The 13,641-nt window shown below is 38.4% G+C and carries 9 protein-coding genes; 4 read left to right on the forward strand and 5 right to left on the reverse strand.

The window, feature by feature from the left end; translation table 11 throughout:
* The first annotated feature begins 730 nt into the window (after nt 1–730).
* Together ACOWPH_RS00005 and ACOWPH_RS00010 are read left to right on the forward strand one after the other, a co-directional pair.
* Nucleotides 731–1,075 (forward strand): reverse transcriptase N-terminal domain-containing protein, encoded by a 345-nt coding sequence (locus ACOWPH_RS00005; protein ID WP_422665651.1) that lies wholly within the window; start codon nt 731–733, stop codon nt 1,073–1,075.
* Nucleotides 1,076–1,176: 101 nt separating this feature from the next.
* The gene (locus ACOWPH_RS00010; RefSeq protein ID WP_244887734.1) at nt 1,177–2,403 is read left to right on the forward strand and encodes a group II intron reverse transcriptase; all 1,227 of its coding nucleotides are present in this window, start codon (nt 1,177–1,179) and stop codon (nt 2,401–2,403) included.
* 201 nt (nt 2,404–2,604) lie between these two features.
* Here the strand turns inward: ACOWPH_RS00010 and ACOWPH_RS00015 are convergent, their stop codons facing one another.
* From ACOWPH_RS00015 to ACOWPH_RS00025, 3 genes are all read right to left on the reverse strand, one after another.
* Nucleotides 2,605–4,221 carry a DEAD/DEAH box helicase gene (locus ACOWPH_RS00015; protein ID WP_422665652.1) on the reverse strand — a complete coding sequence of 539 codons (1,617 nt, stop codon included), beginning with the start codon at nt 4,219–4,221 and terminating at the stop codon, nt 2,605–2,607.
* Nucleotides 4,222–4,347: 126 nt separating this feature from the next.
* Nucleotides 4,348–8,502 (reverse strand): CHAT domain-containing protein, encoded by a 4,155-nt coding sequence (locus ACOWPH_RS00020; protein ID WP_096713180.1) that lies wholly within the window; start codon nt 8,500–8,502, stop codon nt 4,348–4,350.
* Between the two features lie 50 nt (nt 8,503–8,552).
* Nucleotides 8,553–9,404 carry a hypothetical protein gene (locus ACOWPH_RS00025; RefSeq protein WP_015213408.1) on the reverse strand — a complete coding sequence of 284 codons (852 nt, stop codon included), beginning with the start codon at nt 9,402–9,404 and terminating at the stop codon, nt 8,553–8,555.
* A 428-nt stretch (nt 9,405–9,832) separates the two neighbouring features.
* Between ACOWPH_RS00025 and ACOWPH_RS00030 the strand changes: the two genes are divergently transcribed.
* Together ACOWPH_RS00030 and ACOWPH_RS00035 are read left to right on the forward strand one after the other, a co-directional pair.
* Entirely contained in the window at nt 9,833–10,315 is a 483-nt protein-coding gene (locus ACOWPH_RS00030) for a hypothetical protein (RefSeq protein ID WP_015213409.1), read from the forward strand.
* A 108-nt stretch (nt 10,316–10,423) separates the two neighbouring features.
* The gene (locus ACOWPH_RS00035) at nt 10,424–10,843 is read left to right on the forward strand and encodes a hypothetical protein (RefSeq protein ID WP_015213410.1); all 420 of its coding nucleotides are present in this window, start codon (nt 10,424–10,426) and stop codon (nt 10,841–10,843) included.
* A gap of 216 nt (nt 10,844–11,059) precedes the next feature.
* Here ACOWPH_RS00035 and holA read toward each other — a convergent pair whose 3' ends face one another.
* Together holA and dnaX are read right to left on the reverse strand one after the other, a co-directional pair.
* Nucleotides 11,060–12,055 (reverse strand): DNA polymerase III subunit delta, encoded by a 996-nt coding sequence (gene holA / locus ACOWPH_RS00040; protein WP_015213411.1) that lies wholly within the window; start codon nt 12,053–12,055, stop codon nt 11,060–11,062.
* Nucleotides 12,052–13,569 carry a DNA polymerase III subunit gamma/tau gene (dnaX, locus tag ACOWPH_RS00045; RefSeq protein WP_015213412.1) on the reverse strand — a complete coding sequence of 506 codons (1,518 nt, stop codon included), beginning with the start codon at nt 13,567–13,569 and terminating at the stop codon, nt 12,052–12,054. The genes holA and dnaX overlap by 4 nt, the downstream gene beginning before the upstream one ends.
* Nucleotides 13,570–13,641 lie beyond the last annotated feature (72 nt).

The following is a 13,641-nucleotide window of genomic DNA, read 5'->3' on the forward strand; positions in this document are numbered from 1 at the left end:
AGTAGCTAATAAGCGGATGTATAGGAATTTTAGTGACTAAAATCCTTAATGGATAATGGTTTCAGCCTTAGCGTACAATTTTCCCGTTTTGGGTGCGACACGATGGCGCACGATGGGTTGGAAGCCCCTATATGCAAAGCTTCCAAAAGATGAGTGAGGAACCGATTCCTCCAGTCTGGTGTCCAAGACTGTTCCTAACATTCCCATGCACCACTGGTAACGGTGATGTGTGAAGCGGAAAGTAAAGCCCAAGGAAGCATTTAGCCTAAAAATGTAACCGGGCAAAGGAAAGATTGGATGGGTGAATGTAAATGAATCCTTGTTTAGGCATCGTTAGAAAAGGTCATCGAAAAGGCTGATACGGTGATACGAGTAAAAGGCACTGAATACCCCAAAATTATTCAGTCAAGGTTCAGCCCCTCCAATTTGGCTGAACTGGGACACCAAATACTCCGGTGTAGAGAGGACACCCTACCCAATTAAATCTCATCCGTGCGTAACGTAGTAACCCCAATGAAGTCTGGGATTTTCCCAGTAAGCAACCCGTAAGGGGAGCCGAATTCTTCAGTGGGTCAAGGATGCTTCCAGAAGCGAAAGTCACCAGCCGAAAGGCAAGGGGAATCCATAACCCGGTGAATAGGGCAGATGCCTAACTTGAAAAGGTGCTGACGGGAAGCAGGTGAGTCAACCAATATCCGTTGTAATGATTTCAAACCGAGGTATAAGTTAGATGCAGGCAACTGTAAACCGAACCAAGGGACAGACCGATTGGAATTGTGTCAACTGGCGCAAAGCCAATCGAATTGTGCGGAATTTGAGACAGCGAATCTTTAGGGCAAAAACTGAGGGCAACCTGAAAAAGGTACGCTCTCTCCAGAAACTGATGTTGCGTAGCTATTCTAATCGCCTAGTCAGCGTTAGAAAAGTAACGCAGTATAACAGAGGTCGAAACACACCAGGAATAGATAAAGTAGTAGTCAAAACTGCTACAGCCAGGGGTCAGTTAGTAGATAAATTAACTGATTATTCTCCTGAAATCATCACCAGCACGACGAATTTACATCCCAAAAGCTAATGGGAAGAAACGTCCTTTAGGAATCCCAGTAATACAAGACCGTACCATCCAGGCAATGGTTAAAAATGCCTTAGAACCCGAATGGGAAGCAATTTTTGCTCATGTCAAGTTACGGTTTCCGACCAGGACGCAGCCCCCATGATGCTATTCAAAGTATCTATAACCTCGCTCGTCCAAATAAACGGAAGAAATGGGTGGTAGATGCAGATATTCAAGGGTGTTTTGACAACATTTATCATAATTTTCTGTTAGAGCTTATCACAGGTTTTCCAGCCCGTGAATTAATTAAACAATGGCTACTAGCAGGATATATGGAAACGGGTTATTGGCATCCAACAGATGCTGGTACACCGCAAGGTTCTGTTGTCAGTCCGTTGTTAGCAAATATAGCTCTGCACGGTATGGAATCTGCTCTGGGAGTTAAATATAACAAAGACGGAGAACTCCGTGCAGCAAGAGCTTTGGTGAGATACGCCGATGATTTTGTGGTGTTCTGTGAAACAGAAGAAGATGCAGTAAATGTTGTTCAAATTCTTAATAATTGGATGCAAGTCAGGGGGCTTACCCTCTCTCAGGAGAAAACCAAAATATCGCATCTCACAGCAGGGTTTGATTTCTTAGGTTTCAATATCAGGCACTACAAAGACCAAACTACTAAAACTGGATGGAAGCTGTTAATCAAACCTAGTAAAAAGTCTGTGCTAAATATTCGGAGTAAACTGCGTTCCGAATGGCTAAACTGTAAAGGTAAGTCAATAGATGCAGTGATAAAAAAGCTCAATCCCATTATTCGAGGACAAGCGAATTACTTCCGAACTGCGGTTTCCTCAAAAATTTTCAATTCTCTTGACCACTGGTTATATGAGAAGCAGAAAATGTACGCCAAACGCACTCATCGAAATAAATCTGATAGCTGGCGTAAGGCGAAATACTGGGGGAATTTAAATCTTGATAGACCATTTGACCGATGGGTTTTCGGTAATAAACAAACCGGAGCCTATCTGTTGAAATTTTCCTGGTTCAAGATTGAAAGGCACATTCTTGTTAAAGGCAAATCATCACCCGATGACCCCAAATTAAGAGACTACTGGATTAAACGGCAGGCAGCTAAAACTAAATCCGAATTAATCAAAAGTAGGCAGAAGATAGCCCAAAGGCAACAATATGTCTGTCCTGTATGCGGGGAATCTCTATTAAATGATGAGGAATTACATCTTCATCATAAAAAGCCAAAATCGCAGGGTGGTGGTGACAATTACGGCAACCTACAACTCGTACATCTGTACTGTCATCAGCAAATACATTCTGGAACAATAAGTAGTTTGTGACTTGCTTGAGCCGGATGCGTTGTAAGGCGCAAGTCCGGTTCTGAGGGGGCGGGATTATAGCGATATAGTCCTGCTACCCGACCACGGTGACCCCGTTTACTGTTGAGGTCTAAGGAAATACATTGATAAGTCAGCATTTGTCCCTTAGCATTTTGTCGTTTATAAATGGCTTGGGGATGCACTTCTCGATAAGCGATATCTTCAGATATTTCCTCTTAATTCTTCCCCTGAAATGGCATCTACTAATTTGATAGTTGTTTGCGATAAACCACCCCGAAAATTCACATCTTTATGGGGATAACCTTTAGCCCATAAACCATTACGACCTTTGTGTAAATGTCCTTGGGCTAATAACAGTTTGGCAACATCAAAAGCGGCTGCACCAAAATAGTGTTTAATTTTGTTAGTGGGAATGCCTGTTTCTGCGGCTGCACACATCAAATGTTTGGCTGCAAAGATGGGATATTCATCATTAAAAAACACTTCTTCAGATTCTCCAGATACCAGCATTTCTGGATGTTCTGCCACATAACAGTCTATGGGATTGAAAGCATTGGGAAGCAGCACTGTGAGTCCTGGTTGAGAACGTCCGGCTCGACCACTGCGTTGCTGATACGCCATTTTAGAACCAGGCCAGCCACGCAATACACAACATTCTAATTCTGGTAAATCTATTCCTGCTTCTAAGGCTTCTGTGGCAATTATCCACTTGATTATACCAGATTGAAGTTGATTAACTACTTCGGCTCGACGCTCGGCAGTAATGCCACTGTAAAATGCGGTGACTTGATTTGATTTTAACAGTTCTGTGACTTCTCGCACACTGCGCCGGGAGTTACAAAAGGCGATTCCTGATTTATTTTGATTCAGTAAAAATTGAATTATTCGGGCAGTATCAGCAGTTAAATTGTAACTTGGTTGCGTGACAATTACTTGTCTTGGTGGTGAAGCTGCGCCACTTTTACGAATCCAAATTAAGGGTTTGGGGTTGAGTTTAGTGGGTTTTAAACCGGAGATTTTTAAAGCTAATTGTTTAGGATTTCCACAAGTAGCACTTAGGAAGATAAATTGCAGTTTTTGGGAGTCACCACCGTAATGATCTACTGCTAGTTTGATGCGGCGAATTAACCAAGCCATATTTGCGCCATAGCTACCTGAAAGGGTGTGTGCTTCATCAATTAAGATGTAGCGTAATTGTTGATAAAAGTTTGCCCAATTTGGTGATTTCCAAACTTGTTTGAGTTGGAAGTGAATTAATTCGGGAGTTACACCTAATATATGGGGTTCACTGGCAAGGATTTGTTCTCGTTCATCTGATTTAACATCTCCTGTGATCATTGCTAAGACTGGGCGATATTTTGGGGGTATGGTAGAAAGTAATTGTGAGATTTTATGGAATTGGTCAAGTGCTAAAGCTCGCAGTCCATAAAATGCTAAGGCTCGGTGTTCTTGATTGATGCAACCTTCGATAATGCCGGGGTATGTGATGAGGGTTTTACCACTGGCTGTAGGGGAGGTGAGGATGAAACTTTTACCTGTTCTAATTGCTTGTAAGGCTTTGATTTGATGGGAGTATAGTTGGGTGATTCCTAATGATTGGAGGGCTTTGATTAGTTGTTTTGGTAGGTCTTTGAGGATGGTTTTAAGGTTGGGTTCGGTGGCGGGAATTGTTTGTTGCCAGAGTAATTCTTCTCCTAGAAATTCGGTGATTTCTGTTGGTTCTGGGGAATGGTGATTTGAGGAGGAATTTTCGGGAATGGGTGTGGTAGGTGGTATCCAAAGGCTTTGCAGTAATAAGCTGTAATTGGGCGTGTTCATGGTGGTGTTTTTTGAACTTTGCCCTCATAAATCCCCCATTGGGGGAAGATATTAAGTTGATAGAAGTCAATTAAGTGCCTCAACAAGTTCTAGTTATACATTATGGTATTTTTTAATCACATTCCTTTAATCCGTTAATCCCAGATAAATAAACGCCCCCCAATATTTCGGATGTCTATAAGGTTGATAATCATCAGAATTATTCCTTAATATCCTTAATTTATCCTCCATTCCTTCACTATATCGCCCCACATATTCAATCTTTTCATCAGTTAACCAAGTATCTCGCATTTCCCCCACAGTTAAATTACAGACATATCTTTTCGCTAGTTCTAATGCTTTTCCTACTGGTTGTTTATCCTCTAAATAATAATGATAAAACTGTCCCATTAAAATGGCGGTAGAAATATCATTCACAGCCCATAAACTAACAATTAAACTTTTTGCCCCAGTTTGGAGAAATGCGTGTCTTAAACCGTGTACAGATTCCCCTAATTTGACTTCTCCTAAACCTGATTCACAGGCGGATAATACTACTAATTCGGTCGCGCTTAAATCTAAAAATGTGGCTACATCTTGGGCGGTCAGAATGCCATCTTCTGCTGCGGCTGGGAGTCTGCCCCCATTTAACGCCGTATTTGCCCCGGCAAAGGCTAATCCTGACCTGGCAAGAGGATTTTGGAGGTTTTGCATTCCGGCTTGGTGGAAATTGTCAAGGGTAGAAATAGTCAAGTTTCCTAGTTGTATTTTGCTGTTGTTAGATTTTTCTTCCAGCTTTTCAACAGTCAGAAAATAGCCATGTGTGGCAATATGCAAAATGCGGGGGGAAGTTTGCAATTTGACTAGGGATTTTAAGGCGTTGTTCTCGGTTTGGGGAGTTACCTTTAAATATTGGGATACCTGTACACTTTCTAAACCTGTTCCGGGTATGGGTGCAAACTTACCTCTTGGTTGGGATTTATGGAGATCAGAATAAACAGTGTCAATGCTACGCTGGGTTTGTGTAGGTGTATCTTGGGAAGTGACAGCGGTTTCATCCGTGAGGTTATAGTCAGGATTAGCAATAATTAGAGGTTGGGTAGATTGGGTGGTACTGGGGAATTTTAAGCGAATGAGATCCCGTCCCACGTTCAGATAACTAATGGTATAATCATCCATTAAATATTGATGATTATTGCCGGGTAAAAGTTCAAAGGGAAGTAAGTTTAATTCGCTGTCAGGAGCGATAATTAATTTTTGAGTATGTTCCGATAAGCATTTTTGAATAGGATCAAATAGCAATTGTTTTAATTGTGGTAGATTCTCGAATACTTCATCTAGGTTGTCTGTATTCAGTATCTCTTCATCAAGTCTAGAAACACCGTCTGATGGTTTTGGTCTAATTCTTTCTCGAAATACTTTAATCAGACGATCAATATTTTCTGCTTCTCCTAAATCAATCATTTGCACATCATCTGGTTGTCCTGCGGGTAAGATAAACGCTAGATAACGCGCAGGTTTCCATTGACTATCACCATTAGCGCGAATCGCTTTAAAATCACAAACATTAAACCGCACAAATTCTAATAGTGTTGAACCTTCAGGTAATTTTGAAGCAACCGCACGGCGATCTATTTCTAGTAACTTTTGTTCAATGTTTAATTCAGGAATTTGGCGACTGAGTTCCTGTTCCATTTCTTGTTGTTCTTGAATTAGTTGATGACGATATTTTTGTTGTGCTTCTGTGAAAGGTTGGAAAGTTAAGGTAATGATTTGTTGGATTTTGGCTTGGTATTCTTGAAAAAGTTTTTCTAGATGGGGATAACGTCCTGATAACAGATATTTTTTTTGTAACATTGAAGTTTCTGTAACTATTAGTTTACGTTTTTGAATTAATTCAAAGGCTGATTGTATTGCTTCTGAGGAATGGGAAAGAGATTGAAAAACGAGAGAAATAAAAATCTCAAATTTATAATAATTTTGCTGACAATAAGTTAAACGTTGTCGTTCACTACTAATTTTAAAAATTTGAGCCAGCAATTTTAATTCAATATCAGAAGATTGTAACATTAAAGCGTAAGCTTCCTCATGCCTCCCCATTGATGAATACAATAATGCTAAGTTATTTAAAGAAATTGCAGTATTAGGATGATTGATACCCAAGATATTTGTGCAAATTTCTAAAGCCTGTAGACAGAGAGGTAAGGCTTCCTTATACCTCCCCATTGATTTATACAAAAATCCTAAATTATGTAAAGAATTTGCAGTATCAGGATTATTAGTACCCAAGATATTTGTATTAATTTCTAAAGCCTGTAGATAAAGAGGTAAAGCTTCCTCATGCCTCCCCATTGAACCATACAATCCTGCTAAATTATTTAAAGAAATTGCAGTATTAGGATGATTGATACCCAAGATATTCTTATGAATTTCTAAAGCCTGTTGAACGAGAGGTAAAGCTTCCTCATGCCTCCCCATTGATGAATACAATAATGCTAAATTATGTAAAGAACTTGCAGTATCAGGATGATTGATACCCAAGATATTCTTATGAATTTCTAAAGCCTGTTGAACGAGAGGTAAAGCTTCTTTATACCTCCCCATTGAATCATACAATCCTGCTAAATTATGTAAAGAACTTGCAGTATCAGGATGATTGATACCCAAGATATTCTTATGAATTTCTAAAGCCTGTTGAACGAGAGGTAAAGCTTCTTTATACCTCCCCATTGATTTATACAAAAATCCTAAATTATGTAAAGAAATTGCAGTATTAGGATGATTGATACCCAAGATATTCTTATGAATTTCTAAAGCCTTTTGAAAGAGAGGTGAAGCTTCTTTATACCTCCTCATTGATTCATACAATTTTCCTAAACTATTTAAAGAAGTTACAGTATCAGGATGATTGATACCCAAGATATTTATGCGAATTTCTAAAGCCTTTTGAACGAGAGGTAAAGCTTCTTTATAGCTCCTCATTGATTCATACAATACTCCTAAACTATTTAAAGAACTTGCAGTATCAGGATGATTAATACCCAAGATATTTTTACGAATTTTTAAAGCCTGTAGATGGAAAGATAAAGCTTTCTCATACCTCGCCATTGATGAATACAATGCTCCTAAATTACTTAAAGAAGTTGCAGTATCAGGATGATTGATACCCAAGATATTTGTATTAATTTTTAAAGCCTGTTGCAAGGGAGGTAGAGCTTCGTCATACCTCCCCATTAATTCATACAATCCTGCTAAATTATTTAAAGACCTTGCAGTATCAGGATGATTGATTCCTAAGATATTTGTATTAATTTCTAAAGCCTGTTGAAAGAGAGGTAAAGCTTCCTCATTCCTCCCCATTGATGAATACAATCCTGCTAAATTATTTAAAGACCTTGCAGTATCAGGATGATTGATTCCTAAGATATTTGTATTAATTTCTAAAGCCTGTTGCGAGAGAGGTAAAGCTTCCTCATGCCTCCCCATTGATTTATACAATTCTGCTAAATTATTTAAAAAAGTTGCAGTATTAGGATGATTGATACCCAAGATATTTGTATTAATTTCTAAAGCCTGTTGCGAGAGAGGTAAAGCTTCCTCATGCCTCCCCATTGATTTATACAATTCTGCTAAATTATTTAAAGACCTTGCAGTATCAGGATGATTGATACCCAAGATATTTGTATTAATTTCTAAAGCCTGTTGAAAGAGAGGTAAAGCTTCCTCATGCCTCCCCATTGATGAATACAATCCTGCTAAATTACTTAAAGAACTTGCAGTATCAGGATGATTGATTCCCAAGGTATTTGTAAAAATTTGTACAGCCTGTAGATAGAGAGGTAAGGCTTCCTTATACCTCCCCATTGATGAATACAATCCTGCTAAATTATTTAACAACATTGCAGTATCAGGATGATTGATACCCAAGATATTTGTGCGAATTTCTAAAGCCTGTAGATAGAGAGGTAAAGCTTCTTCAAATCTTAACATTTTTTCATATGAATTTGCTATTTTCTCCAGGGAAGATGCAGTAGCTTCACTATTTTCACCAACAATATTTTTAATGATTGCTAATGCTTGCTGATAAAAAGATAAAGCAGGTTGATATTTACCCATTAATTCATAAAATCTGGCTAACTTATTGAAAGTAGTCGCAGTATCAGCATGAAAAAATGGCTGTGTTTTGATTAATGCCTGGATTTGTGATAATACCTGCATTAATTCAGGATATTTTTTTTGATGATAGAGATTATTGGCATTTTTAAATAATAACTCAATTTGTTGAATAATTCTGTTACTCATGATAGTCACCTGATTTACAAACAATATGCAAAATTTATTTCAACTTCAAATCAATTCACTCTAAACATTCTCTGAAATACCTGAAAATCAGATAATTTACCTACCTCTTGAAAAATCTCCAATAAACGCTGTTCAGTCAACGGGATATCCTTGTTAGTATAGTTTTCATTTATCCATGATAAATTAATTTCTTGCTTGGTTATAATTGCCAAAAACAACTCTTTTTCCGTATTAAAACCGAAAGGAGCGCGGTTGTTTTTATTGTCAGGTGGTAAATAAAGTGGTTGTGAGAGAGGATAACAAGGAATCTCCGCAAAGCATTTAGAAGGAGAAATTAAGTATTTTTTACCATTAGCACTTTCATTAATTAATAATAAATAACCTGTAGCGTCTAAATTCATTTTTAAACGATACTTTGTCTTCTTTTGTAACGTTTCCTCTTTAGGGATATAATCTTCCATGATGCGGTCAACTTTACTATTATCATCATCATAAGGTATCATCTTGATTTCATCTTCTACAGGTTCAGCCACTTCTTTAGCCAAATCCCAAGCCATACGGGGAAATTTTTTCTCCCATAACCATTTATAGGTGACACGATAAGGAGATTGATCTTCATTTCTAGGTTGTCCCTGTTGATTTGTTTTTTCTAGTTGAAAACCATCAGCAATCATTTCTTCCTGAAATATTTCCCATATCTGATAAGCAACCCTACTAATAATCTGACTAATACCCTGAATATTCACATTAAGTTGTTTTCTCATTTCTTCTTCAATAAATCCCTGAGATTGTGTGACATTTTGGGGATGCCAACGCAAAGGAAAACAGAGTTCCTGGTAAGTTTCTCTTCTTCTTGGATATAGCTGTTGTTTAATCTGTTCTAAAAATTTATCTTGCAGCATTTGATTTTCTCAATATTTATTATACAAGCATTCTAGGGTAAATTGATTACACCGTCAATACCTTTTAAAAACCTATAATTGTTATCTTGAGATTTTTGTGTAATCCTTAATGGGTAGGGTTTTGACAATGCTAAACCCCTACGTCAATTAAAGCATATTTCTAGATTTTGTTATTTTTTGTTATTACTTTTTATGTATTGTTATTTCCTGTTATTTCTAGTTATTTATTATTGTTTGTTATTTGCTGTTATTAAAGTTGAAAAACTGATATTAATAAATACTTTTCCAATCAAAAAATCTTTGATAGCTTGGTTATCAAGAAACAAGCAAAGCAGATTTAGCGAGCTTATTTCTCAAACCTTTTTCAATATCTGATTAATAGTCAGCAATTCAATTATTCACAATTAAACAAAATCAAGGAGTCTCTCATGTTGAGTCCAAAAAATCCAAAATTAAATCAAATGAAAGCCGGAGCATTAGCCGCATTAACTATCGGAACAGCAGGAATCACAACAGCTATTACTACCGGAATTGTTGATAGTCCCATACCAATTGCAGGTCTTGAAAACCGCGCCCAAGCTCAAAGTCTTAGTGTTAATGTCAATGTTGATTTTGCTTGGCTTCTTGAGAAAATTAGAAACATGGCCACCAATTTTTGGAGGAATTATTACTCGTCTTCATATCTTCAAACATACTTCGCTCATTTTGAACCCTCCCAGGTTGAACAAATTAAAAGACAATATGGCACGTCTGCTAACTCATTTTTTCATAATCAATGTAAAGATGGATTTTATCGTGCCAGTAATGCACAGTGGTGGCAAAAATCTATTATCAACCCCTTTGGCTGGTTTTTCTTTGTTCATCGGGAAGAAGGTGGTCGCGTTAACTGCTACCTGAGATATCCTAGATAGAAATTAATTGATTTGCTTTCCATAGGAGAGGGTACAAACACCTTACCTTCTCCTAATTAATAGAACTCATTTTAAACAATTTTCATCATCAAATTCAGGAATAAAACCATGAAAATTAAACTTGCAGCTATCATTATTATCACATTATCCACATTTTCTATCAATGTACAAAAAGCCTCAGCCCTGGAATTGAGTCCGCTACTGGAACAATTAGGTACTAAATTAATTGACAAGCTATTTTCACCACAACCAACTCCCACTAATACACCTTCATATTCGCAACCTCCAGAAAACAACTATCCCAATAATCCTAACTATTCCAATCCCTATCCGTCCTCTCCAATTCCTAATAATACAATGCCTAATAACTACCCCTCCACACAGTCTTATCCCCCTGCTTATTCACCTACACAATATTCACCTAATCCTGCTCCTGCAAATCCTATACCATTCATCTACAATCCAATAATTATTGTCCCGCAATCTCCACCAGTATTTAATAATTACAGCAACAGTGTGCAAAGATAAATATAATCATTATTGATAACTTGAATATCCATAAAATAGCAATCTCACCCTATAGAGATTGCTTTGCTATTTGTACCATTTTTGTGCTTTAGCGATTTTACAAAACGCAATAAATTCGCTTTTATTATGTACAGCTACTTATCAATAATTTTGGATTTTAGACCGACATCAAACATCCAATCTAAAATCCAAAATTATCCCTCAATTTCCTCTTAATTAAACGACCTGAAACAACCTACAAACACCAAGAATCACCACCAATAAATCCCTACCATCAGCACCCCTTTTAATAGACATCTCCAAATCCAAAATCATAGTCACCGCCCTAGCCAAAGCATTGATACTTGTATTCGCTACCTCCTGACGCAAATAATAAAGGCGATGAGGATTATTGATATTACAAACTTGAGCTAATTCACCATCCTTCTTCACCCCAGAAACCATCGCAGACTTCACCCATAACCAAGTTCTAAACTGCGTTAAAAGAGTGCTGACAATCACCATTAAAGGTTGAGAACGAGACAGTAAATCATCCAACAACTGCAAAACTTGATGGCTTTTTCCTTCACGCATAGCCGCAGCCAATTGTAGGCTATTCTGAGTTTGACATGGAACTAACTCCTGTACCTCCGCAAGCTCTAACTTTCTACCCTGAGCATAGATAGACAGTTTGCGTAACTCAGAAGCAGCACGAGTCATATCATTACCAATAGCCTGTGCTAAATATGTCACCGCCTCCTCCGACAGCACCAGTTTAATTTTCTTAGGTGTAACAGCATTATCTGTGGTATTCGTGTAGAGTCTTGCAGCCAGCGAAACTATCGCCTGTTCAATCAAATCATACCGCCAAGGTGGTATCAACGAAAACTCCAACAACTTCCCATACTTGACTAGATGTTTGTAGACCTTCAGCCGCTTATCGACATTATTAGCCACAAACACCAAAATTGTAGATTTAGGCACTTGCACCAACTGTTGCAAAGTTTCCAACTCAGGATCACCCCACTGCTTGAGGTGGCAATTTTCCACAATTACCAGTTTTTTACCACCAGTCAGAGAACGAGTACGAGCCACACTCAAAGCCTTATCAAGCTGAACAGCCGGAAATCGGTGATAGCATAGAGTCAGCCATTGGGCATCAATCTCTGCCTTGTACTGGTTTAGCTGTGACTGAATCGCGTATTCGTCATCACCCGTGAGCAAAACAATCATCCTCTGACCCTCCCATTATTACTGAGATTGGCAGTTTTAATCAACACAGTCAAAGGTTTTGGACTTTGGGTAGCTCGTTGCAGCATTTTAGCGATCGCCTCCTTGCTATTCTCAAACTTTTGCAGGTAAGCTGGTGTCACCTCTAAAATTGCCTTAGACCCTTGCAATTTCACCAGATTTGCATGAGCCAACAGCTTTTGATGGTTGGGTTTCGCCTTATCCATCACCTGCTGCCATATTTGCGCTAAATTAGCAGTATTAGAAGTATTAGCGGTATTGGTTGCAACTGCTGGTAACAAGCTATCTTTACCTGGATCATCCACAGGTTTATCAGTTACCTTGTTGATGGTGTACGTGCCAAAAGTTGGTAACAATTTGCCATCATGCCCAGGTTTCAGATTTACCGTCTTCGTTGCACCCCCAGGCAATAAACCGGGCAGCAAATTGAGTAAACAAACCTCCAGCCACACTGCTGCATTTACCGTATACCGCAGATAATTTTCCGCTTTTTGTAACTCGGCTAAAGACAAATTCAGTGTCTCAAAATTCCAGTGTTTGGCAAAAGCTTTGAGTTGAGTATGACTAACACAACCAGTTAGTAAAGCTTGTTCCTGCGGTGCAGACTTGATAATCAGTAAATCTCGGTATGTTTGCAGTAAATTTGAGATAATCAATTTGGGCGTTTTCCCAGAGTCTACCAATTCTCTAGCAACTTGCAGCAAGTTAAAAGTGTTGTTGGTAGAGATAGCCTGTAAAATAGCCATTAGCTCTGCTTCTGTGACACCACCAACGATTTCCATGACATGATGGGCAGTGATATCTACATCTAAAAGACTGGCTTGACCGAGTAATTGCAGGGCATCCCGTAAACCACCATCACTCAGTCGAGCGATCGCAATCAGTGCCTCTTCATTAATAGAAATAGATTCCGCATCTGCTATAATACGGAGATGCTGCACAATTGTTTGAATTGATAAAGTGCGGAAATTAAACACCTGACAACGACTGACAATAGTAGGTAAAACCTTGTGCTGTTCTGTGGTGCAGAGAATAAAAACCACATGAGGTGGTGGTTCTTCAATACATTTAAGTAAAGCATTGAAGGCATTGCCGGTTAAGCAGTGGCATTCATCAAGAATAAAAATTCGATAACGTCCTGCTATTGGTGCTAAAGTACAGCGTTCAATTAAAGCACGGGCATCATCTACACCATTGTTAGAAGCAGCATCAATTTCACTCACATCTAAACTATTGCTAGTTTCAATTGAACGACAAGATTGACAAATTCCACAAGGTTTATCAGTTGGTTTTTTAGTGTTGAGGCAATTCAGAGATTTAGCAAATATGCGTGCAGTCGAAGTTTTACCTGTACCTCTAGAACCTGTTAATAAATAAGCTGGGGCAATTTGCAGGTGTTTGATAGCATTAGTGAGAGCAGTTTTAATGTAGGGTTGTCCAACCAATTCGGCTAAAGTTTGGGGGCGATATTTTTGATGTAGAGCGACTGTAGACATAGGATTTATTCATCTTAATTCGTCGCTCTTGCCCCTGTTAAGGGGATGGATGTGCGTGTCCACAATTTGTGG

It is taken from the genome of Anabaena sp. PCC 7938 (assembly GCF_049315035.1).
Lineage (GTDB): Bacteria > Cyanobacteriota > Cyanobacteriia > Cyanobacteriales > Nostocaceae > Anabaena > Anabaena cylindrica.